This is a genomic window from Streptomyces sp. NBC_01454, assembly GCF_036227565.1.
GTDB lineage: Bacteria > Actinomycetota > Actinomycetes > Streptomycetales > Streptomycetaceae > Streptomyces.
On record NZ_CP109460.1, the window covers coordinates 5,251,323 to 5,276,709 of the forward strand.

The following is a 25,387-nucleotide window of genomic DNA, read 5'->3' on the forward strand; positions in this document are numbered from 1 at the left end:
GACGGCTCGGTGCTGCGGCCTTCGCCACCTGAGCCCTGATGGCGAAGGCCCGGACGCCGGGGGAGGGCTGATGCCTCGCCCCCGGAGTCCCGGGACCGTACGGGCCCGGCGGGGCGGGCGGGCTACCCCTGCGCCACCGGCACCTTCACCCATACCGCCTTCGACGGGGTTCCCTTGCCGTCGACCGCGTTCAGCATGTACCACCCGGGCGGTACCAGGGACGGGTCCTTGGGCAGCGTGACCCGTACCCCGTTCCCGTCCTCGGTCGCCTTGAAGTCCACCGCGATCGAGCGCTGTTCGACATTGGTGACATGGGTGAAGGACCCGGGGCGCATCAGCCGCATCTTCTTGATGGCGGAGGCGTGCGGAGCGCCGAACGTCGCGCTGCCACCGAGCGGGACCGTCGTGGGGCCGCGGTCCGTCAGCTCGGGGCGGGAGCTGCGGTAGAGGTAGGGCGGGGTGTAGAGGTCGATCTGCTGCTGGAAGACGCCCGGCTTGGTGTTGTCCTTGTCGGCGTAGAGGGAGTCGGAGCCGAAGGTCATCACCCGGCCGTCGGGCAGCAGCAGCGCGCCGGAGTGGTAGTTGCGGCCCACCAGCGGGTCGGCCACCTGCCGGGCCGAGTTGCTCGCCGGGTCGTACAGCTCCGCCTTGAGGACGTTGGAGTCGCTGCGCCCGCGGTAGTCACCGGAGCCGTTGGTGGTCAGCACGGTGTCGTCCGGCATGATCACGCTGCTCGGGTAGCGGGCCTTCGCATACAGCGGCGGCCCGTCCTTGAAGCGCGGTGAGGGGGAGTGCAGGTCCACGATCCGGGTCTTGTCGGTGGACTTCGGGTCCTCGCCGACGCCGCCCCCGCCCAGCACCATGTAGCGCTGCTGCTGGGCCGGCGGCAACAGCACCGACATCGACGTCTCCAGGATGTTCGGGTCGCTCATCCCTGGCACCAGCTGGAACTTGTTGGACTTGAGGTCCCAGATGCCGGGCTTGCGGCCGATGTTGTCCGGCCCGTAGCCGGCGTTGGAGCCGGTGTAGAAGATCCGGCCCTTGTCGGTCAGGAAGAGCGCCGGGTAGGTCGGGAAGAAGCGCCGCTTGGGCAGATAGCGCCACTTCTTCGTCTTCGGGTCGTAGATCTCCTGCTTGCCGGGGACGACCTGCCCGATCTCGTCGAGGCCGGAGACCGAGAGCACCTTGCCGTCCTGCAGGGACGTGAGGGTGGGGTACCAGCGGGCCTCGTTCATCGGGCTGAGAGGGAGGTAGCGCTCGGCCACCGGGTCGAACTCGAAGGAGTCCTTGATCCCCTGGAAGTCCTTCTTGTCGAAGGACAGCTTCTGCGCGATGCCGTAGAAGTTACGGGCGTCCGCGCCGGTCAGGCCGTGGATGCGGTAGTTGTCCTGGGAACCGGTGGAGTGGCTGCGGCCGTCCTTGAGCGCCTCGACATAGACCCGGGCCTCACTGTGCACCACCATGACCTTGCCGGTCTTCGGGTCGGTCTTCTTCTTCGCCCGCGGCACCACGACCGGGTCCTTGGAGGCGAAGGTCTTGCCGTTCTGCTTGCCCGTGAAGAGCGTGCCGGCCGGGAACGTCTTGGGGCCGTCCGGGTTCTCGTTGTAGACGATCATGAGGCCGCCGGCCTTCTTCACGTCGCCGTTCAGCTTCTCGTAGCGCTGGGTGCCGCCGGCCACCAGGAGCTTGCCGTCCGGGAGCTGGGTGTGCCCGGAGCAGAAGAGGTCCTTGGGCGTGGGGATGTTCTTGAAGGTGTTCTTCTCCGGGTCCCACAGGACCGTACGGAACGATTTCGCCCTGAAGTTCGCCGCGTTGTTGCCGGAGCCCGCGACCAGCAGCACCTTCCCCGTGTGCAGCAGGGCCGCGTGGATGGTGTTGATGCGGTACTTCTGCGGGACGTTGACGACGTCCCACTTGCCGTTCGCCGCCTTGTACTCCGGCTTGTCGATCTTGTACTGGTGGTACTGCTCCGAGGCGAAGCTGTAGAGGGCCGGCCCGTTCATCCCGGCCAGCGCAACCACCACTGCCGTCGCTATCGCCACTCGGCGGGCGCGACGGCTCGGACGGTACTTCATGTGTGACGTCCCCCAAGGGCGATCTGCATGGTCTGTTCGCTGACGGACGGGGCGGCGGTGCGGTCGCCGGCCCGGTCGGTGGCCCGCTCGTCGGCCCGCTCGCCTGCCCGGTCGGTGGCCGCGGCGCCGGCCTCATCGGAACCCCGGTCCTCGGACCGGTTCCCGTCCTGATCCCCGTCCTTTGCCCGGTCCCCGTCCCGGCCCTCTGCCGGGTCTCGATCCCCGACCCCGACCCCGACCCCGTCCCCGTCCTCGGCCCGGTCCCGGGCTCGCTCCTCGGCCTGGTCAGCGGGCCGCCTGGCATGCGCGGCCGCCCGCCGCCCGCCGCCGGCGCTCCCGGCAGTGCCTCCGGAAACGGCACCGGAAACGGCACCGGCAGCGTCACCTGCCGTGACACCTCCCGCAGCCGTGACCGTGGCCCCGACAACGGTGTCGGCGAGGCCGGCGCCGCTGGTGCCGACGAGGGTGCCGGTGCTCGCGCCGTCCGCGTTGCCGGCGGTGCCCCCAGCCGGGGCGGTGGCCTGCTTCCGCTTCTCCGTACGCAGGGAATGGCGCCAGGCGGCGATCGGCGCGGCGGTGATGAGCATGGCGAGCACGGCCCAGGTGACCATCGCCGGATGGCTGTGGCCCAGCACGAACGAGGCCACCAGCGAGCCGCCGAAGACGGCCAGGAAGAACAGATGCACCCGGAAGGTGCCGAACAGGGTGTCCGGGCTGGACGAGTCACCCTTCGGCGTCACCACGAACTTGCTCTTGCGGCGCAGCACGGCGTCGAACAGCGACCGGGCGTAGATCGGCGCCGACAGCGCGGACATCACCATGCCCGCGACACCGCCGGAGCCCTCCGGCTCGTGCGGCGAGACGTTGTGCCGCCGGTTCCAGATGTACAGCCCGATCTGCAGCGCCGAGGCGTTGCCGTACAGCATCATCCACACGGCCGGATCGATCTCCACACCCGAGGCGCCGAGCCCCAGGAACAACGCACAGCTCAGGGCCGCCAGAATCCAGTTCAGGGCGGACATCGGGTAGAAGATGACCATCATCGAGTAGTTGAAGAGCCGGCCCACGGGCAGGGTGAACGGCGCCTTCCAGAACTGCTTGAGGATCGTCTCGTACGTCCCGCGCGACCAGCGCAGCTGCTGGGTGAAGAAGTCCGTCCAGGCCGTGGGCCCCTCGCCGACCGCGAGCACGTCCGGCGTGTAGACCGAGCGCCACTTCTTCCCGGTCTGCGGATTGCGGTGCCGGTGCATCTCGAAACCGGTCGCCATGTCCTCGGTGATCGAGTCGTACAGCCCGCCGATCTGCTGGAGCGCGCTGATGCGGACGGCGTTGGACGTGCCGACGAACATCGGCGCGCCGTAGCGGTTGCCGGCCCGCTGGACCAGCGCGTGGAAGAGGAACTGCTGGGACTCGGCGGCCTTGGTGACGAAGGTGTCGTAGTTGCCGTACACCTGGGGGCCGATGACGAACCCCACGTCCGGGTCGCGGAAGAAGCCCAGCATCCGCTCCAGGTAGTTGGGCAGCGGGACATGGTCGGTGTCGACGGAGGCGAAGTAGTCGTAGGCGTCGCCGTGCGCCTGCAGCCAGGCGTTGTAGTTGCCGTGCTTGGTCTTGGCGCGGTGCGGGCCCTTGGGGAGGTTCCACTCCGGGACGCCCTTACGGGTGAAGTGGTGGACGCCCAGCCGCCGGCAGACCTCCTTGACCTCGGGGTCGTCACCCTCGTCCAGCAGCCAGATGTGCAGCAGCCCGCGGTGGCGGATCTTGACCGCCGCCTCCAGCGTCTTCGTCACCATGTCCAGCGGTTCCTTGCCGGGCACGAAGGACGTGAGGAAGGCGACGCGGGTGCCGCTCTCGGGTATGACGGGTATGGGGTCGCGGGCGACGAGGGTGGCGTGCGCGTTGGACAGCACATTCATGCACCGGAAGAACTCGATCAGCCCGATCGACACCAGCATGACGACGTCCAGCACGGGCAGGAAGTCGTAGGCGGGGTAGTCGCGTTCGGTCCAGTGCTCCGGCTGCATCAGCCAGATGAGCAGCCCGAACGAGACCAGCGGCGCGGCACCGAGCAGCAGCGCGGCCCGGATGCGGTGCGGTTCGCCGGAGAGCAGCGAGCGGTAGCGGACCGTGTAGGGCTTGTCCGGGTCGGGCTGGGTGAGCGGCCCGGCCAGCCTGCTGTAGTGCTCGTAGTCGTAGCGCGGCAGCGGCTTGCGCGCCATCTGCCGCTGCCGGCGGTGGCGTGGCATGCGCAGGCGTGTCGTGGCGGAGGGGTCGTACGGCTGCTGTGTCCCGGCGCCCTCAGGCGGCGATGTCATGAATCCATCCCCCCGCGCGCAACGTCGGCTGCGCGCCCGTCTGCTGATGGCCCGGGTCCGCGGTCCCCCGCGGTCGATCCGGGCGCTCTGAATGTCGGCGACCTGCACCGTCAGACGGTGACGACCATCTTCCGGTTGCGTGTGCAACACCTCCGCGATCTTGCCAAGCGGAGAGTTCCCCGTGTTCACATCACGCCACCCGGCGTACCCCACTGTTCCAACGTCACAGAACCCGGCCCCATTTCTGCCGGGTGACCAGGTCAGGTTCCCCAACTGCAGTCGTGATGGCAAGAGTCACTCAAGAATATGCGCACAGAATGCGCAATACTGGGCGCGATGTGACGCAGGGCACATCACGCGATCCGGGACTGCCGCCAATTCTCCTGCTGTCGAGGGATATCGGGGCAATGGCCGGGCCCTGCCCCGCTCATGGGTCAGGAACGCCCCCGGCGACCGAAGAGGGATACTCCGCGGCCGTAAAGCCCGTGCCGCCGATCGGCCGTCAGCCGACGAGAATAGCGCCCCGTCGCGAGTTTCCGGGGCGCCCCGGCGGACGGTGCGGATGCCGCCGTTCGGCGAAAGAACCGCCTGCTCAGGGGAGTTGAGGCGCCCCGTGCGCGCCAGGTGGCGGCCGTCGGTGGAATTCACCGGCAAAGCGGGTGACGGGCGGATCCATGACGAGTTCGGTCTGTTTGGCGGTTCCGGTGAAGTTACCCTCGCGTACAGCGATTTGGCTGAAGGTATGGGCTGGTTCCAGGGGAATCCCTCCACTCTCGGCCGGTTGGCGCCGGGACGGCAGGAGAAGAACCCGGAGTGTCCCCTCCGTGGACACCGCCACGATGATTTCGACGGCTGCCGCGAGAGGTGCGGGCGTCTCCCCGGTGCCGGAAGGCTCGCCATCGGCCACGGCGGGTCCAGTGAAGATCAGGAAAGCCGGGGCTGGCCGAAGCGGGAGCTCGCGGAAAAAGAAAGGGCAGCCCCGGCCGCCGATTAATCCGTGTGCGATCGGACAATTACTGTTTGTGACTGTGCAAATTCCCCTCCGCCGCCTTCCGGGCGTCGCAAAGAGGGTGCCGTCCGGGCCTGGATCATGACCTGCCGGGGGAGGTCCGGGTCGTCGGTGATGCCGCGTGCCCGCGGGGCGGCGCGAAGATCGCTTAAGCCGTTCGGCTTGCGGGTCCCGGAGTGAGCCGGAAGCAAGGGGGCGGAGGGCCGGCGGGTCGTCCGTCCGGCCGAGCGCATGACTGAGGCCCCCCGCATGGCGAGGGGCCTCAGTCTTACGTGCGCCGCCAGGGACTCGAACCCCGGACCCGCTGATTAAGAGTCAGCTGCTCTAACCAACTGAGCTAGCGGCGCGCGCTGACCTGGAGAACTTTACACGAACTCGGGGGGTGCTCCGTACCCCGGACCGTCACGCTCACGCACCCCGGCCCTGTGATCCCTGCCACTCCCGAGTGCCCCCGCCGGCACCCCGCAGGCGCGCACTCCCCTCCCCGCGGGTGCCCGGTCCCGCCGTCCCGCAGGCCCCGCCCCGTCGCCCGTGCTCCACCGTCCGTACCTCGCCGGTGGTCCATCGCGCCGCGGTCAAAAGTCCCGTGATCTCGGGACCTTCGGCCGCTCGTGCGCCCGTATCGCTCTGTGAGGATCGAGAGCGGGGGCAGATGGGCGGTAGATCATCAGTTGCTCCGTCAACATGCGATATCGCCCGATGGTTGAGAGGCTGTGGCGACCGACAGGACGAAAAACCGCATACGCCCGGAGGGGCGCCGGCCATGGCGTCCGTCACTCCTCCGCCACCTGTTGCAACCCCACCCTCCACAGCAACGTCTGCCAGGACGCGCGCCCCGGACCGGGTCCCCGGGACTCGCCCCTCCGTCGGAAAGGTTGATCGTCGTGGTGTCGACAGCCAAGCGCACCCTTGAGATGCAGCTCCTCCTCGGGCCGGACGAAGCAGTTCCGGTGGCCGGCCGGTTCAGCTATCGCAGTGACCGCCCCTACGAGGTCGAGGTCGCCTTCATCAGCCGCGGCCGGACGGTCGCCACCTGGCTGTTCGCCCGTGAACTGCTGCTGGCGGGGCTGTACGGCGAGGCGGGCGAGGGGGACGTACGGGTGTGGCCGTTCCGCCGGCCGGGCGAACTGCGGCGGGTGCACATCGAGCTGTCCACCGACGACAGCATCTGTGAGCTGTCGGTGCGGGCGAGTGAGCTGACCGCCTGGCTGGAGCAGACCGCGGCGATCGTCCCGCCCGGCCACGAGGACCGCTACCTCGACCTGGACGCCCACCTGGCCCGGCTGTTCGCGGGGAAGTGCTGATGGGGGACACGACGATCACGACCGGGCCCCCGACCGGGGCCGAGTCCATGGGGGTGACTGTGAACGGGTCTGCGACTCCGGAGGCGGGAGCGGCCGAGTCCGCCGACTGCGCGATACCCGCCGCGCGGCAGGCCGCGCCACCGGGCCGGGCGGACGGGGGCGGCACCGATGCGACAGCCGGCGGCGGCGCCGATGCCACCGCCGGCGACCCCGTCGCGGTCACTCCGCACGACCCCCGCACACACGGCTTCCTGCCCGAGCGGCCCCCCGTCCGTTCCATGATCGGGACCTGGACCCGGCTGGACGCCATGGCGCGGGCGGCCGCGACCGCACCCGACCGGGAAGCGGCCGTCGCACTGGTGGAACGGGCCCGCCGGGCCGGTGAGTTGGCAGCCCTGCGGCAACGCGTCTCCCGGCTCTCGCTGCGGAACGCGGAGGCCGCCGCCATGCGGATCGCGGTGATCGCGGTGTCCTGCGGCTGGTGCGGACTCGACCCGCAGGCACCCGCCGCACGTGAGGTCGCCGACCAGGCCTTTCTCGACCTGTGGGCGGCGATCGCGCACCGCATCGACCACGACCAGTTCGTCGCCCTGCCCACCCTCGCGCTCCACAACTGGGCCCCCGAACGCAAACCGCGCCGCCATATCCCCATCGACCAACTGGCCCGCACCGAAGCCCTGGTACCGATCGTCCGCTGGGCCCCCGAGGGGCAGCCGCTCAGCCGGCTGGACCGGCTGATGCTGGCCGCCACCCGGCTGGAGGCCCACGGGATCTGGCTCTTCCGCCTCGCCGAAACCCTGGCGGGCCGCTCGCCCGACGACTCCTCCACCCCGACGGCGCTGCGCCGGCTGGTACGCGTCCAGCACGCCCTGCGCGCCCAGCTCCTCGCCGAGGCGGTGGAACTGGCGGCGGCCCCGGCCACCCCGCAGCAGCGCGCCGTCCTCGGTGCGCTCGCCGAACAGGGCGCCCTGGAGCCGCCGGTCCTCCAGGCGGCCGACGCGGTGCTGGGCATCGGCGGCCGCCGGATGGGCGACGGCCGGCGCCAGCTCCTGCGGCGTCACCTCCCCGCGCAGCACCGGGCCTGGCTCAGCGCGATGGACCGCCACTGCGCACCCGTACGGACCCTCGCCCACCGCGGCGGCCCGGACGCCGCCGTCTACCGCGAGGCCCAGGAATCGCTGATCGCCCTCCGCCGCACGTACACGGCCCTGGTGCAGGCGGCCGCCCGCCCCGACACGACCCCCCTCACGGTGGCCGCCTGACACCCGCGGCCCGGCCCCGCCCGCCCTACGGCCCCAGCGGCCGACGGGTCAGGAGGCGCGCCCGCCGGACCCTCTCGGGCCGGTGGCCGCCGGCGGGTGCGTCCCGTCCGCCCACCACACAGCAGAGTGGGCGTTCCCGGAGAACCGGAAACGCCCACTCGATACGTGCGCCGCCAGGGACTCGAACCCCGGACCCGCTGATTAAGAGTCAGCTGCTCTAACCAACTGAGCTAGCGGCGCGCGCTGACGAAAGAAATACTACCTGGTCGAGAGGGGTGCTCCTGACCATGCCCACGGGGGTGGTGACCGTCCGGGCCCCGCCGGTGACCGTCCGGGCCGGCCGGTCTAGATCGCCAGCGACAGCAGCACCGGAGCGGCCTTGCGGTTGAGCGCGTCGGCGGCCTGGCGCAGCCGGTGGGCGTGCTCCAGCGGCATGGACAGCGCCAGACAGCCGACCGTCGAACCGGCGGTGATCGGCACGGCGGCACAGACCGTGCCGACGGCGTACTCCTGGAGGTCGAGCACGGGGACCGTGGGCGGCTGGCTGTCGAGCTTGTGGAACAGCACCTTCTCGTTGGTGATCGTCCGGGAGGTGAGCCGGGCGGTCTTGTGGCGGGAGAGGTGGTCCTTGCGGCCGTCGTGGTCGAGCTGGGCGAGCAGGCATTTGCCGACGGCGCTGGCGTGCGCCGTGCGATGGAATTCGGCCCACTCGTTGACCTTGGGCGCCAGCGGTCCGTCGGCGTAGTGGAGGATCTTCACCTCGCCGTCGATGTACCGGCTGATGTAGACCGCCGCGCCGACCGAGTCGCGCAGCTGGTCGAGGGTGAGCTGCAGCTTGTCGCGCAGCGCCTGGGTGCGTTCGTTGCCCGAGCCCAGGAGCAGCAGCGACTCGCCGACGACATACGCGCCGTCGGCGATCTGCTCGACATAGCCCTCGCGCCGCAGCATCGACAGCATGTGGGCGAGCTGGCCGGGGGACAGACCGGTCTCGCGGGCGATCTGCGCATCGGTCACGCCGCCGGCGTGCCGGGAGATCGTTTCGAGTACGCGCAGGGCGTACTGCACCGAGTGGAACGGCGCGGTCGGCTCGGGCTTCAGCGCCACGGTCTCCCCCTAGCAGGTTGGTACCGCTTGCGTCGTGGCCTCCGCCGGTGGTCACGGCCGAGGGATGCCCGGCCGCTCCCGGACAACGGGGGCTGCCCTCACGATAGCGGCCAACGGCCTTCGGCGGAGGGGGTCTTGACCGAAAAGAAGCGCGCCCGGGTTTTCTGTACTGGGGCGAGAGCCGTTGGCATATGCCAAGGTCACGAGGCCGGATGCCGGGGAGTCTCCGGGCCCGAAGGTATCCGGCCACGTCGCGCCGGGGGCGGCCGTGGCCGGCGGAGCGTGCGGAACAGGCCATCGCCGTGGCCGGGCCGGGGAGTTGGCGCGCAAGGGTGCCTTCTCGGCCGGTGGCCCGGACGGCTTTCCGGCCGCCTGGCCGGGGCGGTACGGCACCGGGTGGTGTGCCCCCGGCAGGGACACACCACCCGAAACCATCGCCTACGGCCCGCCGTTCACAGCACGGCGCTCAGGAACTCCCTGGTGCGCTCGTGGGTCGGCTCGGTGAAGATCTTCTCCGGGGAGCCGGATTCGATGACCCGTCCGGCGTCGAACATCAGGACGTCGTCGGAGATGTCCCGGGCGAAGTTCATCTCGTGGGTGACGCACAGCATCGTGATGTCCGTGGTGTGGGCGATGTCCCGCAGCACGTCCAGTACCCCGGCCACCAGCTCCGGGTCGAGCGCCGAGGTCACCTCGTCCAGCAGCAGCACCTGCGGGCGCATCGCCAGTGCCCGGGCGATGGCGACCCGCTGCTGCTGGCCGCCGGAGAGCTGGGTGGGGTACTTGTCGAGGTGCTCGGTCAGGCCCACCAGCTCGAGGAGGTCGCGGGCCCGTTCCTCGGCGGCGTCCTTGCTCATGCCCAGGACGTGCACCGGCGCCTCGGTGATGTTCCGCAGCACCTTCATGTTGGGGAAGAGGTTGAACTGCTGGAAGACCATGCCGATCTTCTTGCGGACCTCGCGGATGTGCTTCTCCCCGGCCGGTACGAGCTTGCCGCCCTTCTCCTCCTGCGTCAGATACTCGCCGCCGACCGTGATCGTGCCCTCGTCCGGCGTCAGCAGCGTCATCAGCAGCCGCAGGATCGTGGTCTTGCCGGAGCCGGAGGGGCCGATGAGGGTGACGTGTTTGCCCGACGAGACGGTGAAGTCCAGGGAGTCCAGGACGGTGTGGGTCCCGAACCGCTTGGTGACCTTGTCGAAGCGGATCAGCTCGGTGCCTCCCGCGGCATCCGCGGGGTGGGCCGGCTCCGGTGTGTGGTCCTCGGGGGGATTGCTGTCAGCGGACAAGGCGACGCTCCAGGGCTCGCAGGAGGAGGGAGGTGGGGTAGGAGATGACCACGAAGAGGACGCCGACGACGGTGATCGGCTCCAGGTAGTCGAAGGTGGTCGCGCTGATGCTGTTCGCCTGGAAGAGCATGTCGGCGACGGTGATGCCGGCCAGCAGCGGCGTGTCCTTGAACATCGCGATGACGTAGTTGCCCAGCGCGGGCACCACCCGGCGGAACGCCTGCGGCAGGATCACCGCGATCCAGGTGCGCCGGCGGGGCAGGCTCAGCGCCGTCGCGGCCTCCCACTGGCCGGGCGGGACACCGTCGATACCGGCGCGGTAGACCTCGGAGGTGTACGTCGAGTAGTGCAGGCCCAGGCCGATGACACCGGTGGTCAGCGGCGCGAAGGTCAGTCCCCAGCCCGGCAGGACGAAGAACAGGAAGAACAGCTGCACCAGCAGCGGGGTGTTGCGGACGAACTCGACGAAGATGCTCACCGGCCAGGTCACCCAGCGGCTCGGCGCGCGCAGCGCCAGCGCCCAGACCAGGCCCAGCGCGAACGAGACCAGCGAGCCGTAGATCGTCGCCTGGACGGTGATCCACAGCCCCCTGAGGATGTCGGGCATGATCTCGCCGACATAGCTCCACGACCAGTTGTTCACGGCTTTCCTCCGGTGGCCAGCGCCTCGGGGCCCTGCTGTTCGACGGGGAGCTTGCGGGAGAACCAGCCCTCGCCCTTGGGCACCGCCCGGCCGATCGAGGCCTTGGCGCGGCGCTCCAGGACCCGCATGATCCGGGTCAGGACGAACGCGACCAGGAAGTAGAGGACGAGGATGATGCCGTAGATCTGGGCGCTCTGGCCGGTCGACAGCCGGGCCAGCTTGGCCTGGAAGGTGAGTTCGCCGATGGACAGCAGCGAGGCCAGCGCGGTGCCCTTGAGCAGCTCGATCAGCAGGTTGTTGAACGGCGGCATCATCTCGGGGACGGCCTGCGGCAGGATCACCTTCCGCAGCCGCTGCCAGGGCGTGAAGCTCAGCGCGATGGCCGCCTCACGCTGGGCGGGGGCCACCGCCTGGACGGCGCCGCGGACGATCTCGGAGCCGTAGGCGCCGTACGACAGGCCCAGGGCCAGGGTGCCCGCCCAGATGCCGACCAGCTGCCAGCCCAGCAGCGGCAGCGCGAAGAACAGCCAGAACATCAGCACCAGTGCCGAGGTGCCGCGGAAGAACTCCACATAGACACCGGACAGGAAGCGGATGATCCAGAACCGTGAGGTGCGGGCCAGGCCGATGCCGAAGGCCACGGCCGCAGCCAGGGCGGCGCTGTAGACCATCAGCTGGATGGTGATCCACAGCCCCTCGAAGAAGAGTTGCCACAGGGCGCCGGTCACTTCTTACAGAGCTCCTTCGCCGTGAGGTCGGTCTGGAACTCCTTGGTGAAGCCGTACGGCCGGGCGATGCGCAGGAGTTCGCCGCTCTTCTTCATCTTGTGCAGTTCGTGGTTGAAGGCGTCGCGCAGCTTGGTCTCGCCGATGCGGAAGCCGTAGCCGCCGCCGTCGCGCTGGGGCTTGCCGTCGACCTCCGGCGTGAACGGCGCGGTCATCGACACCTTGGGGTGGGCGCCGGTCTTCAGCGCCTCGATCATGGTCAGCGCGGTGCCGGCGAAGACATCGATACGGCCGGCCTCCAGGGCCTCCATGCCGGCGATCTGGTCGCCGTAGGTCTGGATGGAGCTCTTCTTGACGCCGTTGCCGACCGCATAGTCGATCTCGGCGTAGCCGATACCGGAACCCATCCGGTAATTCCCCTTGGCGATGTCCGCATAGGAGTGGATATTTTTCGGGTTGCCCTTGAGTACGAGGAAGGCGTCCTTGCTCTCGTAATCCGGGTCGGAGAAGAGGACGGCCGCACAGCGGGCCTTGTTGATGAACATGCCCGCGACGATGACGTCGTACTGGAAGGAATGCAGACCGGGCACCAATGCGCCGAATTCGACCGGTACCGGCTCGAAGTTCTTGATGCCCAGCCGCCGGAAGATCGTCTTGGCTACCGCGGGGGCCTCGCCGGTCAATTCGCCCTTGTTGTTGATGGACGCATAGGGCGGTTCGCTGGCGATTCCCATGCGGACGGTGCCCTTTTTCCGCAGATCCTCAAGCTGGTGTCCGCCGCCGGTCGCTCCGGAGACGTCGACCCGCGAGCAGCCCGTGCCCGCTGCCGTCGCACCCGCCGCGCCGAGCGCCGCCACCCCCGCGAGCAGCGTCCGTCGCCGGATGCCACCGGCCAATTTTCTATTGATCATTCTGTTCTCCTGTGGTGGAGCCATGGGCGCGCGACTACCCGGACGCCCGGCATATATGCCGATCGTTTCCGGCCCTTGATACAAGCGGCTCGGAGTTGTTCCGTACGCCGGTATTGCCCACCTACGATCGGGGCATGACCGATCGCTTCATCGAAGTCTCCCTGGACAAGCGCGGCGTGAGCTGCACGGCCAAGTTGCTCGACGACCGCGCGCCGATCACCTGCAATGCCGTGTGGGATGCACTCCCGCTCGGCGGCGACGTCTATCACGCCAAATACGCCCGCAACGAGATCTACACCCTGCTCGCGCCGTTCGCTCCCGAGGAGCCGCCGCTGGAGAATCCGACGATCACCCCGATCCCCGGCGATCTGTGCTACTTCACCTTCTCCGACACACAACTGGGGACGAAGTCCTACGGTTACGAGAGCCGGGCCGCACACCAGGGCCGCGCCACCGTCGTCGACCTCGCGCTGTTCTACGAGCGCAACAATCTGCTGATCAACGGTGACGCGGGCTGGGTGCCGGGCATCGTGTGGGGCGGCATCGTCGACGGCCTGGACCGGATGGCCGACGCCTGTCAGGACCTGTGGCGGGCCGGGGCGCTGGGGGAGTCCCTCAGCTTCCGGCGGGCGTAGGAGGCGCGGGGATCCGCGCGGTCCCCGCCTCGTAGAGGGCATGCGCGGCGCGCAGCACCAGCGCGTCCGCATGCCGCGCGCCGACCAGCTGGACGCCGATCGGCATCCCGTCGCCGTCCACCCCGCACGGCAGCGTCGCGGCCGGCTGCTGGGTGAGGTTGAAGGGATAGGTGAACGGCGTCCAGCCGGTCCAGCGGGTGTGGCCCGACCCGGACGGCACCTCGGCGCCCGCCTCGAAGGCGGTGATCGGTTCCGTCGGGGTCACCAGCAGGTCGTAGGCGCTGTGGAAGCGGCCCATCGCCTGACCGAGCGCCATCCGCGTGTCGACCGCCGCCAGATAGTCCAGCGCGCTGTAGCGGGCACCCTGCGCGCAGATCTCCTGCAGCCCCGGATCGAGCAGCGCCCGGTCCGCGTCGCCGAGATGCTGCACCACCCGGGCCGCGCCGCTGAACCACAGCGTGTGAAAGGCCTCCACGGGGTCCGCGATGCCCGGGTCGATCTCCTCGACGGACGCGCCGAGCCCGGCGAGGGTGTCGACCGCGCCGCGGACCGCCGCGGCGACCTCGGGAGCGACCGGGACGTCCCAGCCGAGCGACGGGCTGTAGGCCACCCGCAGCCCGGAGACCGGACCGGCCAGCTCCGTGCGGAAATCGCCGGCCGCCGGACCGAGCTGGGACCAGTCGCGCCAGTCCGGCCCGCAGATCACGTCCATCATCAGCGCCGCGTCCGCCGCGTCCCGGGTCATCGGCCCGACGTGCGCCAGCGTCCCGAACGGGCTCGCCGGATACAGCGGCACCCGCCCGTAGGTCGCCTTGAGCGCGAAGATCCCGCAGAACGACGCCGGGATGCGCACCGAGCCGCCGCCGTCCGTGCCCAGGCTCAGCGGGCCCGCGCCCAGCGCCACCGCCGCCGCGCTGCCGCCGCTGGAGCCGCCCGCGGTGCGCCCCGGATCGTAGGGGTTGCCCGTCACCCCGTGCCGTGGGCTGTCGGTGACGCCCTTCCAGCCGAACTCGGGGGTGGTGGTCTTGCCGACGAACACCGCACCGGACTCCCGCAGCCGGGCGACCGATGGGGCGTCCTCGTCCCAGGGGCCCTCGGCCCGCACCGTGCGCGAGCCGCGCAGCGTCGGGGTGCCCCGGGTGAGGAGCAGATCCTTGACGGTGACCGGGACCCCGTCCACCGGACCGGCGGGGGTGCCGGCCCGCCAGCGCTCCTCCGATTCCTTGGCGCCGGACAGCGCCTCGTCCGCGTCGATCCGGGTGAAGCAGTTCGTCGCGGCCCCGGCGGCCTCGGCGCGCTCCAGCACCGCCCGGGCCGCCTCGACGGGGGAGAACTCGCCGGTCGCGTACCCGGCGGTGAGCCGGGCGGCGGTGAGGTCGGCGAGGTGGGTCGGTTCGGTGGTCATGCGTCCTCCGAGCGTCGGCCGCCCCCGGGCGGGGCGGCGGTGGGGGGAGCGGGACTGCCGCGCCGGGGCCCGGCAGCCGGCCCCGTCACTGCACCGGTACGTACCCGAGCCGTTTGTCGACGAGGTTGTCCAGCGGCTCGCCCGCCGACCACCGGTCGAAGTTGTCCTGGAACTGCTCGGCGAGGGCGTCCCGCCAGCCCAGGGTGTCGCCGCTCATGTGGGGCGAGACGATCAGGTGCGGCACGTCCCACAGCGGGCTGTCCGGGGTGAGCGGCTCCTGCTCGAAGACGTCCAGCGCGGCCGCCGCGATCCGCCACTCGCGCAGCGCCGCGACGAGGTCCGGCTCGACGACCATCGGCCCGCGCCCGACGTTGATGAAGCGGGCCCGCTCGGGCATCCGGTCGAAGGCCGCCCTGTCGAACAGCCCGCGGGTGGCGTCGGTCAGCGGCGCCGCGCAGATCACCCAGTCCGCGTGGGCGAGCAGCCCGTTCAGCGCCTCACTCGGGTGCACCAGGCCGAAGCGCGGATCGTCCCGGCGCTCCCGGCGGCCGACCAGATCGACCTTGACACCCAGTGCCAGCAGGGTGCTGCCGATGGCCCGGCCGATCGGCCCGGAGCCCACGACGACGGCCCGGCTCCCGGCCAGCCGCAGCGTCTCGCGGTGCCGCCAGCGCCGCTGTCGCTGCAGCTCCCAGCTTCCGTAGAAGTCTTTCGCCATGGCGATCACCAGCCCGGCGACATATTCGGCGATCGGCTGCTCGAAGACGCCGCGGGCGTTGGTCACCAGGGTGTCGTCCGCGACCAGCGCCGGGCACAGCAGCTGATCCACTCCCGCGCTGGCGGTGTGCACCCACCCCGGTTTGGGGCCCTGCTCCGGCCAGGCTCTGCGGATCGCGTCGGAGGTGAAATCCCAGGCCAACAACACGTCGGCGGAGGGGAGTCGGTCGGCGAGCGACTCCTCGTCGGTGAAGATCACCCGCGCCCGGCCGGTGAGCCGGTCGAGCTTCGGCGGCGGGTCGGATCCGAGGACGAGGACGGTGCTTTCGGACATAGCCAGAAACCGTTCTGAAACGTGAGCCCCCTATAAGAAAAGGGGGGCGCCGACAGATGCCTGAGATGCGAGGATTGACCACGCTAAGAAGTCGTATCTACCGTGTCAACAACGGCTCTGTCCCGACGTCCCGGCTTGATCCGGCTGCACCTCCTCCTCGGCCACTGGCCTGGCCATCCCAGCCCTTCGCTTTTGTTCTAGGGGCCTTCATGGACGTCTCTTTTCTGGGTGGCCCACAGCCGCAGCTCGGCGTGGGTGTTGTCGCTCCCTTCGACTTCGCTCTCGACCGGGAGCTGTGGCGATGGGTGCCCGACGACGTGTCCCTCCACCTCACCCGAACACCTTTCGTGCCGGTCGAGGTCAGCCTCGACCTGGCCAGGCTGGTCAGCGAGCACGAAACCCTGGACGCCGCGGTCCAGGCGCTGTGCGCGGTGTCACCGCAGGTCATCTCCTATGCCTGCACCTCCGGCAGCTTCGTCGGCGGTGTGGCGGGCGAGCGGGCCATGTGCGCCGCCATGGTCCAGGCGGGGGAGGTTCCCTCCCTCACGACCTCGGGCGCGCTGATCGAAGCGGTGCGCGAGATCGGCGCCCGGCGCATCGCCGTCGTCACGCCGTACACGAAATCGGTCACCGACTCACTGGAGGACTATCTCGGCGAGGCCGGCATCACGGTCACCGGCCGCGCCTATCTCGGGCTGACCCGGCACATCTGGAAGGTGCCCTACCGGGACGTCGTCGACATGGCCCGCGCGGCCGTGGTCGGTGCCACCGACGCCCTCTTCATCAGCTGCACGAACCTGCCGACCTACGACGTCATCCCGCAGCTGGAGGCCGAGCTGCGGATGCCCGTGCTGTCGGCCAACCAGGTCACGATGTGGGCCGCGCTGCGCGCCATCGGCGTCGAGGCGGTGGGCCCCTACCAGGCGCTGCTCGATCCGGTGGCACGGCGCGGTCCGGCCGCGATGACCGGATCGGAACCGGTGGAAGGAGGACCGCGGGTGACCCCCGAGGCCGCCTTCGCCGGTTCTCCGGTGCCACCTGAGGGGGAGGTGGCCGACGGCCTCGATCCGCCGCCTTACCCGCCCGAGGACACCGGAGGCCTGCCCCCGGTCTGAGACCGGTCCGGACCCTCCGGACCGGCCCCCGGAAGCTGCCGGCGCGGTCCCGCCCGCCGGCAGTGTTCCGTCCCGCACCGCTCACCACCGCTCCACCACCGCTCCACCCGTGAACGCACCCACGAACGCCCCTGCACCCGCAGCCGTACACGCAAGGGAGACCTGCATGGCATCGGTCGGCTTCCTCTACCCCGGACACTCCGCGGAGGACGACTTCCCCCGGCTCGAATCGCTCCTGGGCGGCACGGTCCGCCTGCCGCTGGTCCATACCGACATCGGCGAGGACGCCCACCGGGTCGACGCACTGCTGGAGATGGGCTCCGCCGCGCGGTTGGCCGCCGGCGTCGACGAGCTCAAGGAGCGCGGCGCCGAGGCCGTCGTCTGGGCCTGTACCAGCGCCAGCTTCGTCTTCGGCTGGGAAGGCGCCCATGAACAGGTCCGGGAGCTGTCCGCCACCGCCGGCCTGCCCGCCTCCAGTACCTCCTTCGCCTTCGCCCATGCCGTCCAGGCCCTCGGGGCCCGGCGGGTCGCGATCGCGGCCACCTACCCCGACGACGTCGCCGAGCGCTTCCACGCGTTCTTGAAGTCCGCCGGGACGGAGGTGGTCTCGACCCGCGCCAGCGGCATCATCACCGCCGCCGAGGTCGGCACCTGGGGCCGCGAGGAGGTGCTGGCGCTGGCCCGGGCCGGCGACCATCCCGATGCCGAGGTGGTGCTGCTCCCGGACACCGCGCTGCACACCGCCGAGCATCTGCCGGCCCTCGAGGCGGAGCTGCGCAAGCCGGTGCTCACCGCGAACCAGGTCACGGCCTGGGAGGGCCTGCGGCTGCTCGACCGCACGCTCTCCTGCCCGGTGCTCGGCACCCTCTTCTCGCGGACGGCGCACGTCTGACCCCGGGCGGCCGGACGCCGCGGCCCGCGAGCCCGTTCCTCGCCGGGAACTCCCGGGAATAAGTGGAGAACCTCTCCGGTTGTGCTCCCCGCAGACCAGGCGACGCGAGGAGGACCCGTACCGTGAGCGGCGAAGAGGACACGACCCGGGACAGTGGCGAGACGCTCCACGACGGCGGCGAGGGGATACGGGGCACCGCCCTGGGCAGCGCCCCCGTACCGCTGTCGGTGCTCGACCTGGTGACGGTCGGCGCCGGCCACACCGCGTCCGGCGCGGTACGCACCGCCGTCGAGCTGGCCCGCACGGCCGAACGCCGCGGCTTCCACCGCTACTGGGTCGCCGAGCACCACTCCATGCCCGGCGTCGCGTCCTCCTCGCCCGCGGTGCTGCTCGCCCATCTCGCCGCCCACACCGGGCGCATCCGGCTCGGCTCGGGCGGCGTGATGCTGCCCAACCACGCCCCGCTGGTCATCGCCGAGCAGTTCGGCACCCTGGAGGCGATGGCCCCCGGCCGGATCGACCTGGGGCTGGGCCGCGCGCCGGGCACGGACGGCGCCACCGCCGCCGCGCTGCGCCGCACCGACCGGAGCCGAGAGCTCGGGGACGAATTCCCGCAGCAGCTGGCCGAGTTGACCCGCTTCCTCGACGACTCCTTCCCCGACGGGCATCCGTACGCCACGATCCACGCGGTCCCCGGCCCGGTCCAGGCCACCTCGCCCGGCGGGGTGCAGTCCGCCCATCGGCCGCCCCTGTGGCTGCTGGGCTCGTCGGGTTTCAGTGCCCGGCTGGCCGGCTCGCTCGGTCTGCCGTTCGCCTTCGCGCACCACTTCTCCGCCGCCAACACCCTCCCCGCGCTGGACCTCTACCGCGCCTCCTTCCGCCCCTCCGAGACGCTCGCGGAGCCGTACGCCCTGATCGGGGTCGCGGCGCTGGCCGCCGAGGAGGAGCAGGAGGCCCGCCGCCAGGTGAGGACCGGCGCGCTGTCCATGCTCCGGCTGCGCACCGGCCGCCCCGGCCTGGTTCCCACCCCGGAGGAGGCCGCGGCGTACCCCTTCGACGAGGCTGAGCGCCGCTTCGTCGACAGCTGGCTCGGCAACGTCGTCCACGGCACCCCGGACGCGGTCCGCCAGGGCCTGGACGACCTCGCCAAGGGCACCGGCGCCGACGAGCTGATGATCACGGCCAACGCCCACGGCGGCGCGGCCCGGCTGCGCTCGTACGAGCTGATCGCGGACGCCTACGGGCTGCCGCACGAGGACTGAGGACCCGGCCGCCGCTTCCGTCCGCGCCCCCGCGGGCGGGGGCGCTCAGATCCCCGGGCGCCCGCCGGCGTCCAGCAGCGCCGCCACCCGGTCCGGCGCCACCGGACGGGAGTAGAGCCAGCCCTGGCCGGTGTCGCAGCCGATCCGGCGGAGCCGCTCGGCCTGCTCGGCGCTCTCCACGCACTCGGCGGTGACCGTGAGGCCGAGCCGGTGCGCCAGCGCCACCAGCGCCTCGACGATCATCTCGTCCGCGGGGTTGGGGTGCTCCTGCGAGCGGAAGCCGCGGACGAAGGACCCGTCCAGCTTCAGCACCGACACCGGCAGGCGGCTGAGGTAGGCGAGGTTGGAGTAGCCGGTGCCGAAGTCGTCGATGGCGATCCGGACGCCCATGTCGCTCAGCGCCTGCAGGGCCTGCAGCGGCCGGCCGGCCGAGCCCATCACCGCCGACTCGGTCAGCTCCAGCTGGAGCAGCTGCGGCGGCAGCCCCGTCTCGGCGAGGATCCCGGCGACATCGGCGACCAGGTCGGAGTCCCACACCTGACGTACGGCCACATTGACGCTGACGAACAGCGGCCGGCCCGGATGCGCCAGCTGCCAGGCACGCGCCTGGTAGCAGGCCCGCTCCAGGACCCAGCGGCCCAGCTCGACGATCGCGCCGTTCTCCTCCGCCAGCGCGATGAACCGATTCGGCGACAGCGTCCCGAACTGCGGGTGCCGCCAGCGCACCAGCGCCTCCACGCCCTGCGCCCGCCCGTCCCCCAGCCCGACCAGCGGCTGGTACTCCAGGGTGAACTCGCCGCGGTCGACGGCCGGCCGCAGGGTGCTGGAGAGCGCCTGCCGGGTCATCCGGTGGGCGTTGCGCTCCGGGTCGAAGAGCGTCCAGCGGGCCTTGCCGTCCTCCTTCGCCCAGTACAGCGTGGTGTCCGCGGCCTGCATCAGACCGGTCGCGGTGGTGCCGCCGGCGGCCCGCTCCACCACGCCGATGCTCGCCGAGACCGACAGCCGCTGCCCGGCCAGATCGAACGGGCGCTGCAGCGCGTCCAGGACACTCTGGGCGAGTTCGGCCAGCTGTTCGGTGCCGGTGGAGTCTTCCACCAAAAGAGCGAACTCGTCACCGCCGAGTCGTGCCACCAGATGCCCGGCGCGGTCCGGCCCGCGGTCCTCGGCGCTCTCCGCGCAGCGGGTCAGCCGCTGCGCCACCGCGCTCAGCAGCCGGTCGCCGACGCGGTGCCCGAGGGTGTCGTTGACGGCCTTGAAGCCGTCCAGGTCGAGGTAGCACAGCCCGATCCGGCCGGTGCCGGACGGTTCGAAGGAGGCGGACTCCAGCGCGGTGGAGAGCCGCTCGAAGAACAGCGCCCGGTTGGGCAGCCGGGTCACCGGGTCGTGCATCTGCAGATGCCGCAGCCGGGCCAGCAGATCGTGCCGGTCGCTGATGTCCGCCACCGACAGCAGCATCCGCTCCTCACCGCTGAGCGGCTCCGGGGTGAGCGGCTCGACGGTCACCTCCACCCAGACGGAGTGCCCCTCGGGGTGTTTGAGCCGGCGGGTGCAGCGCAGCCGCTCGCTGCGCCCGCACAGCACCTCGCGGTAGGCGGTCCACACCCGGGGGTCGGCGCCGAGGTCGGTGTGGTCGGCCGCGGTGGTGGCGACCAGCTCGTCCGGGTCGGCGCCGACCAGTTCGCCGAAGGCGGGGTTGGCGGCGAGGACCAGACCGTCGCGGTTGAGGACGGCCATCGCCAGCCGGCCGGCGTAGAAGGCCGCGCGGTAGTCGCCGAGGGAGGCCCCGGCGTCGTCGCGGCGGCCGGCGGGGGCGGGCCGGGTTTCGGCGGATTCTTTGGTCGTACCATTACGCTCCGTCACTGAGGGGAGCGTCGCCCCGGGCGTGCGGCCCGGGCTGTCGGGGTGTCCGCTCACTGCTCGCTCCCGCATGGCGCTTGTCTCGTGATGGAGGGGTGATCTCGCGCTGGAAAGTGTGGCGATCATAGAGGCTGGCGCGACGGCCGATCCAGCGACGCAGCCGGGATCCTCCGCCCGCATGACGGAACTTCAGCCATTTCTGTCCGTCTGTGTTCGTGCCGATTGCCCGGTTGGTCGTTTGTGACTTTCCGTTACGAGTCAGCAAAGACGCGCCGGTCACCCGTCCGGGTCTCCAAAACGGGACGAATAGCATTAAATCGCCACAGGGTAGATGAGGTCTCCGAATCCATCCCTGGAGGTATATGTGCCGCGCGCCCGGACACCCGACGGGGGAGCGGGCCGCCGTCTGCGGCGCGTCGCGGCCGTCGCCACGTCCCTGAGCGCCCTCATCGCGACCTCCATCGTCGCCGGACCCGCCACCGCCTCCGAGGCCGCGCTCCCGTGCGCCCTGGGACGCACCGACGCGCACCACTCCGAGGGCGTCGACAGCTGGAACGGTTCCTACCCGCGCCCGGACCGCCGGCTCGACGCCGTCATGATCTTCCTGTCCTTCCCGGACGCTCGGCCCGGCAGCACCCCGCAGGAGCTGTCCCACGACTACTTCCCGACCACGTCCGGCTTCTTCGCCCGCGCCTCGTACGGCAGGTTCCAGCTGCGGTCGCACATCCACCGCTCCTGGGTGCGGATGCCGCGCCCGTCCGCCTCGTACGGGATAAGGCGCGACTGGGACGCCGGCCGGCGCTCGGCCTATCTGCGCGACGCGGTCGCCGCCGCGGACCCGTCCGTGGACTTCAGCCGCTACGACGTGGTCTATTTCGTCGCCGACCCGGACGCCCCCGGCGTCGACTCGGACGCCACCAAGGTCGTCAACCTCGACCAGCCGATGCACGCCGACGACCGCGATCTGCGCCGGTTCGTCACCGTCTTCGAGCAGAGCCCGCCGGACCGCAATGTCCTCGCCCACGAGACCGGCCACGTCTTCGACCTGCCGGACCTCTACCACCGGCCGGAGGGCGGCAAGGGCGACTGGGACACCTATGTCGGCGACTGGGACCTCATGGGCAGCCAGTTCGGCCTGGCGCCCGACCCCTTCGCCTGGCACAAGTGGCGGCTCGGCTGGATCACCGACCGGCAGGTCGACTGTGTCGCTCTGACCGGCCCGGTCATGCACTCGCTGCGGACGCTGTCCGCCCCCGGGGAGTCCGGCGGCCGGCGCCGGCCCCGGCTCCTGGTGGTGCGCACGGGCCAGGACAGCGCCCTCGCCATCGAGGCACGCGGTGCCCAGGGCAACGACCGGGCGCTGTGCACCGAGGGCGTGCTGGCCTACCGCGTGCACAGCGACACCGCCTCCGGCTCGGGGCCCGTGCAGGTCCTCGACGGCCACCCCGGCACCTCGGCCTGCTGGGGCACCTCGGTCTATCCGCCGCTCGCGGACGCGCCGCTGGGCGTGGGGGAGAGTATGGACGATGCGCAGGACGGCCTGCGCATCCAGGTCGAGGGCCGGACCACCGACGGGGACTGGGCGGTCAAGGTCAGCCGCCGCTGACGGCCTGCCCGGCGCGCCGTGCGCGCACACGACGAAGGCCCCCACCGCGGTGGGGGCCTTCGTTTGTCTGTGCGCCGCCAGGGACTCGAACCCCGGACCCGCTGATTAAGAGTCAGCTGCTCTAACCAACTGAGCTAGCGGCGCCTGCTGACGGGGAAAACATTAGCATCCTGTCCGGGGAGGGCAAAAATCGGTTTGTCTCAGCCCCCGGTGAGCGCCGAAACGCGGTGCTGAGCTGCGGTGTCACGCTCCCGCCCGGCCATCGAGCGGGCGGCCCGGACGCACGCCCACAGCAGGACGTCCGGGCCCGGCAGCCAGGGGTGGCGGACATCCGGTGCCACCAGCCAGCGGGAGGCGGCCGGACCGGACGCGTCCTCGGCGGGCGCGGCGGTGACCGCGGCCGCGCCGTGGCGGGGGTGCAGCGGGGGGACGGTCACCGCGTCGCCGCTGCCGTGGCACAGCAGCGGGGGGACGGCGGCGGCCCACTCCTCCCAGACGAGCAGCGCGGGCAGCCGCTGGGCCGCGCCCGGGGCGGCGAACAGCAGGATCCGGCCGCGGTGCGCGGCCACCGGCCCCGAGCCGGGGCCGGCGGACCATAAGTGGTCGACCATCCGCCGCCCGAAGAGCGCGGGGGCGTTGATGACGTCGAAGGCGGTGCCGCACGGCAGCACGCTCGGCGCGGCCGGCTGGGCGGCCCACGCCGCGTGCGCCGCGTCCGGATCGGGGCCGGCGGACGCGAGCCAGTCGGCGCCGGCGAGCGTGACATATGCCGAGGTGGGAAAGGCCAGGGTGCGGGGGGTGTCAGGCAGCCAGTCGCTCATGGGGACAGGTCTACCCATCCGGCGCGCGCGGTCTTCGCGGATTCGGGGAAATCGGGGCGGGGCGCGGCGGGAGCCGGTATCTTGCGCTCCTCACATATGCCAGCGGCTCATGATCATGGACCATGAGCCGGCGGAGGCGTCCGGGGCGGGCGGCGCCCCCGGGAGCCGGCCGGGGGCGGGGCGGAGGCGGGGCGGTCAGTCCGACTCGCCGGGCAGCGCGCTGCTGCTGCGCATCAGGCTGCGGCCGAACTCGATCATCTTCTGCGCGTAGTCCTCGGTCCACTCCGCCTGCTCGGCGAGCGTGGCCAGCGGCATCCGGTCGAACCGGCTGGGGTCGGCCAACTGGGCCGCGGCCAGCGCCTGGAACTCCGTGGCGCGGTCGGCCGCGGCGCGGAAGGCGAGGGTCAGCTCCGTGGCGCGGCTGAGCAGCTCGCGCGGGTCCTCCATCGACTCCAGGTCGAAGAAGTGCTCGGGGTCGGCGGTGGCCTCGGGCGGCTCGAAGAGCAGCTGCGCGGGCTTCAGCCGCCGTGGTCCGGGTGCCGCACCACGCGGGTCGGGAGCCGGTTGCGGCTCGGACATGTACCTACCTCCAGATCGTGTGCCGCATTCCATTGTCCCGCCCCGCGCAAGTACGCCCCGCCCGGGCCCGTCCACCGGCTCCGTGCGGGACCGGCCGCGGCGGTGGGAGAACGGGGCCGCGCCCCTAGGGGCGCCACACCACGCGGTGTTCCGCCAGATGGGCGAGGACGGCGTGGTGGGCCTCCCAGCCGTCCGGGAACTTGACCGTGACGCCGAGGCGGACCGGTTCGGTCGAGGGGTGTTCGTCGAGCAGGTCGGCGACGCCCGCGCGGCAGACCACGATGCAGGCATGGCGGTGGCGGGAGGCCAGTACGCACAGCCGGCCGGTCTCCAGGTGGAAGGCGGTGGCGTCGGGGCGGCCGGAGAGCGGGTGCAGCACGACCGTGACCTCGAACTCCCGGCCCTGGAGGCGGTTGGCGGTGTCCACCGCGACGCCCGTCACCCCCAGCTCGGCGAGCGCGGCCCGGACGGCCGCCGCCTGGTCCCGGTGGGCCGTGCCGACCGCGATCCGCGCGGCCGTCAGGGGCGCCGGGGCCGGTGCCTCGGCCGCGCCCGGCCCGGCCTCGCCGGTCGTGGCGCCGCCGCGGTCGAGGAGCCGGCGCACGACCCGGGCCACCGCGCGCACCGCCTCGGGGTCCGTGCGCGGGGTGTGGCGGGCGGGGAGTTCCAGCAGGCCCCAGCCGGACTCGGCGGCCTCGTCCAGGACGCGGTCCACGCCCGAGCCGTCGCCCGGCACCCCGAACGCCAGCCGGCGGTCGCCGTGGCCGGTGCCGCTGCGGAAGGGGGTGTACGGATAGAACGCGCGGGAGACCAGCGGCGCGGCCGAGGCGGGCAGCCGCCAGGAGACCGGCAGCCGGTGCTGCGGCAGCCCGGGGTTGTGGGCCAGGAGCGTGGACACCGCGCTCGACGACGGGTCGTACGCCAGCCCCGCCCACTGCTCCGCGCCGACCACGCTGAAGGGGTCCAGCTGGCCCGGATCGCCGACGAACAGCGCCCGTTCGAAGAGTCCGGCGACGCTCAGCAGCGCGTCGGAGCGCATCTGATAGGCCTCGTCCACGATGGCGTGCCGCCAGGGCTCGTCGACCTTGGTGTAGGCCCACTTCGCGGCCGTGGAGACCACGATGTCCATCCCGGCCAGATCGGCGGCCTTCGCGGACGTACGGACCGCGGGGAGTGCGGACAGCGCCGGGTCGAAGGACCCCGGCTCGCTGCCGTGCAGCCGGCCGACCGGCAGCTGCGGATCCTTCTCGGCGAGCCGCAGCACCAGATCGTCGACCTGCGCGTTGGTCTGGGCGACCACCATCAACGGGCGTCCGGCGGCGGCGAGTTCGCGGGCCGCGCGCACCACGAGGGTGGACTTGCCGGCGCCGGGCGGGGAGTCCACGACCACCCCGCGCAGGGTGCCGTGCAGGGTGTCGTCAAGGATCCGGTCGGTCGCCGCGGCGGCCGCGGCGGCGGGGTCGAAGGACCGGTCGGGGCCGGGACGGTGAGCCTGAGCGGCCGTCATGCGGCGGTCCTCTCCGGGGCGGT

Annotated in this window: 20 protein-coding genes, 3 tRNA genes and 1 pseudogene; 8 read left to right on the forward strand and 16 right to left on the reverse strand. The window is 71.5% G+C overall.

Going from position 1 to position 25,387, the window contains the following annotated elements; all coding sequences use genetic code 11:
• Positions 1-122 precede the first annotated feature (122 nt).
• A complete protein-coding gene (locus tag OIU81_RS23285) occupies positions 123-2,075 on the reverse strand; it encodes a kelch motif-containing protein (RefSeq protein ID WP_329150915.1) in 1,953 nt (650 codons plus the stop codon).
• Positions 2,076-2,578: 503 nt separating this feature from the next.
• Positions 2,579-4,390, reverse strand: a pseudogene (locus OIU81_RS23290) (glycosyltransferase family 2 protein); the annotation flags it as partial.
• Positions 4,391-5,027: 637 nt separating this feature from the next.
• Here OIU81_RS23290 and OIU81_RS23295 point away from each other — a divergent pair.
• Positions 5,028-5,384: a hypothetical protein gene (locus OIU81_RS23295; RefSeq protein ID WP_329150919.1), complete on the forward strand. Its 357-nt coding sequence runs from the start codon at positions 5,028-5,030 to the stop codon at positions 5,382-5,384.
• A gap of 288 nt (positions 5,385-5,672) precedes the next feature.
• On the opposite strand, the gene OIU81_RS23300 is transcribed toward OIU81_RS23295, so the two are convergent.
• Positions 5,673-5,746 (reverse strand) — tRNA-Lys (locus OIU81_RS23300).
• Between the two features lie 537 nt (positions 5,747-6,283).
• Between OIU81_RS23300 and OIU81_RS23305 the strand changes: the two genes are divergently transcribed.
• Both OIU81_RS23305 and OIU81_RS23310 read left to right on the forward strand, forming a co-directional pair.
• Positions 6,284-6,703, forward strand: a complete 420-nt coding sequence (locus tag OIU81_RS23305) for an SsgA family sporulation/cell division regulator (RefSeq protein WP_329150921.1) — start codon at positions 6,284-6,286, stop codon at positions 6,701-6,703.
• A gap of 59 nt (positions 6,704-6,762) precedes the next feature.
• Positions 6,763-7,965, forward strand: coding sequence for a hypothetical protein (locus tag OIU81_RS23310; RefSeq protein ID WP_329150923.1), 1,203 nt, complete (start codon positions 6,763-6,765; stop codon positions 7,963-7,965).
• 166 nt (positions 7,966-8,131) lie between these two features.
• Here the strand turns inward: OIU81_RS23310 and OIU81_RS23315 are convergent.
• From OIU81_RS23315 to ehuB, 6 genes are all read right to left on the reverse strand, one after another.
• Positions 8,132-8,205, reverse strand: a tRNA-Lys gene (locus OIU81_RS23315).
• Between the two features lie 105 nt (positions 8,206-8,310).
• Complete coding sequence (locus OIU81_RS23320; RefSeq protein ID WP_329150926.1) at positions 8,311-9,069, reverse strand: IclR family transcriptional regulator; 759 nt, start codon at positions 9,067-9,069, stop codon at positions 8,311-8,313.
• 452 nt (positions 9,070-9,521) lie between these two features.
• A complete protein-coding gene (gene ehuA, locus OIU81_RS23325) occupies positions 9,522-10,355 on the reverse strand; it encodes an ectoine/hydroxyectoine ABC transporter ATP-binding protein EhuA (RefSeq protein ID WP_443074031.1) in 834 nt (277 codons plus the stop codon).
• A complete protein-coding gene (gene ehuD, locus OIU81_RS23330) occupies positions 10,345-10,962 on the reverse strand; it encodes an ectoine/hydroxyectoine ABC transporter permease subunit EhuD (RefSeq protein WP_329155311.1) in 618 nt (205 codons plus the stop codon). Before ehuD ends, ehuA begins: the two co-directional genes overlap by 11 nt.
• A 32-nt stretch (positions 10,963-10,994) precedes the next feature.
• Positions 10,995-11,726 carry an ectoine/hydroxyectoine ABC transporter permease subunit EhuC gene (ehuC, locus tag OIU81_RS23335; RefSeq protein WP_329150928.1) on the reverse strand — a complete coding sequence of 244 codons (732 nt, stop codon included), beginning with the start codon at positions 11,724-11,726 and terminating at the stop codon, positions 10,995-10,997.
• Positions 11,723-12,634: an ectoine/hydroxyectoine ABC transporter substrate-binding protein EhuB gene (gene ehuB, locus OIU81_RS23340; protein ID WP_329150930.1), complete on the reverse strand. Its 912-nt coding sequence runs from the start codon at positions 12,632-12,634 to the stop codon at positions 11,723-11,725. Before ehuB ends, ehuC begins: the two co-directional genes overlap by 4 nt.
• Positions 12,635-12,768: 134 nt before the next feature.
• Between ehuB and OIU81_RS23345 the strand changes: the two genes are divergently transcribed.
• Positions 12,769-13,269 carry a DUF3830 family protein gene (locus tag OIU81_RS23345; RefSeq protein WP_329150931.1) on the forward strand — a complete coding sequence of 167 codons (501 nt, stop codon included), beginning with the start codon at positions 12,769-12,771 and terminating at the stop codon, positions 13,267-13,269.
• Here OIU81_RS23345 and OIU81_RS23350 read toward each other — a convergent pair.
• The gene (locus tag OIU81_RS23350) at positions 13,250-14,674 is read right to left on the reverse strand and encodes an amidase (protein WP_329150933.1); all 1,425 of its coding nucleotides are present in this window, start codon (positions 14,672-14,674) and stop codon (positions 13,250-13,252) included. The two genes, OIU81_RS23345 and OIU81_RS23350, sit on opposite strands and share 20 nt — an antisense overlap.
• A gap of 85 nt (positions 14,675-14,759) precedes the next feature.
• Entirely contained in the window at positions 14,760-15,725 is a 966-nt protein-coding gene (locus tag OIU81_RS23355) for a D-2-hydroxyacid dehydrogenase (protein ID WP_329150935.1), read from the reverse strand.
• 209 nt (positions 15,726-15,934) lie between these two features.
• Here OIU81_RS23355 and OIU81_RS23360 point away from each other — a divergent pair, with 209 nt between their 5' ends.
• The 3 genes from OIU81_RS23360 (at position 15,935) to OIU81_RS23370 (ending at position 18,994) form a co-directional block, all read left to right on the forward strand.
• A complete protein-coding gene (locus OIU81_RS23360; protein ID WP_329150937.1) occupies positions 15,935-16,840 on the forward strand; it encodes a maleate cis-trans isomerase family protein in 906 nt (301 codons plus the stop codon).
• Positions 16,841-17,006: 166 nt separating this feature from the next.
• The gene (locus OIU81_RS23365) at positions 17,007-17,732 is read left to right on the forward strand and encodes a maleate cis-trans isomerase family protein (RefSeq protein WP_329150939.1); all 726 of its coding nucleotides are present in this window, start codon (positions 17,007-17,009) and stop codon (positions 17,730-17,732) included.
• Positions 17,733-17,854: 122 nt separating this feature from the next.
• On the forward strand, positions 17,855-18,994 hold the full coding sequence (locus OIU81_RS23370) for an LLM class flavin-dependent oxidoreductase (RefSeq protein ID WP_329150940.1): 1,140 nt from the start codon (positions 17,855-17,857) through the stop codon (positions 18,992-18,994).
• Positions 18,995-19,039: 45 nt separating this feature from the next.
• On the opposite strand, the gene OIU81_RS23375 is transcribed toward OIU81_RS23370, so the two are convergent.
• Entirely contained in the window at positions 19,040-20,854 is a 1,815-nt protein-coding gene (locus OIU81_RS23375; protein ID WP_329150942.1) for a putative bifunctional diguanylate cyclase/phosphodiesterase, read from the reverse strand.
• Positions 20,855-21,215: 361 nt separating this feature from the next.
• On the opposite strand from OIU81_RS23375, the gene OIU81_RS23380 reads away from it, so the two are divergent.
• The gene (locus tag OIU81_RS23380) at positions 21,216-22,457 is read left to right on the forward strand and encodes a M6 family metalloprotease domain-containing protein (RefSeq protein ID WP_329150944.1); all 1,242 of its coding nucleotides are present in this window, start codon (positions 21,216-21,218) and stop codon (positions 22,455-22,457) included.
• Positions 22,458-22,527: 70 nt separating this feature from the next.
• Here OIU81_RS23380 and OIU81_RS23385 read toward each other — a convergent pair.
• The 4 genes from OIU81_RS23385 to OIU81_RS23400 form a co-directional block, all read right to left on the reverse strand.
• Positions 22,528-22,601: transfer RNA gene (locus tag OIU81_RS23385), tRNA-Lys, on the reverse strand.
• A gap of 56 nt (positions 22,602-22,657) precedes the next feature.
• The gene (locus OIU81_RS23390) at positions 22,658-23,278 is read right to left on the reverse strand and encodes a bifunctional DNA primase/polymerase (RefSeq protein WP_329150946.1); all 621 of its coding nucleotides are present in this window, start codon (positions 23,276-23,278) and stop codon (positions 22,658-22,660) included.
• A 195-nt stretch (positions 23,279-23,473) separates the two neighbouring features.
• A complete protein-coding gene (locus OIU81_RS23395) occupies positions 23,474-23,857 on the reverse strand; it encodes a hypothetical protein (protein ID WP_329150947.1) in 384 nt (127 codons plus the stop codon).
• Positions 23,858-23,981: 124 nt separating this feature from the next.
• Positions 23,982-25,364 (reverse strand): AAA domain-containing protein, encoded by a 1,383-nt coding sequence (locus OIU81_RS23400; RefSeq protein ID WP_329150949.1) that lies wholly within the window; start codon positions 25,362-25,364, stop codon positions 23,982-23,984.
• Positions 25,365-25,387 lie beyond the last annotated feature (23 nt).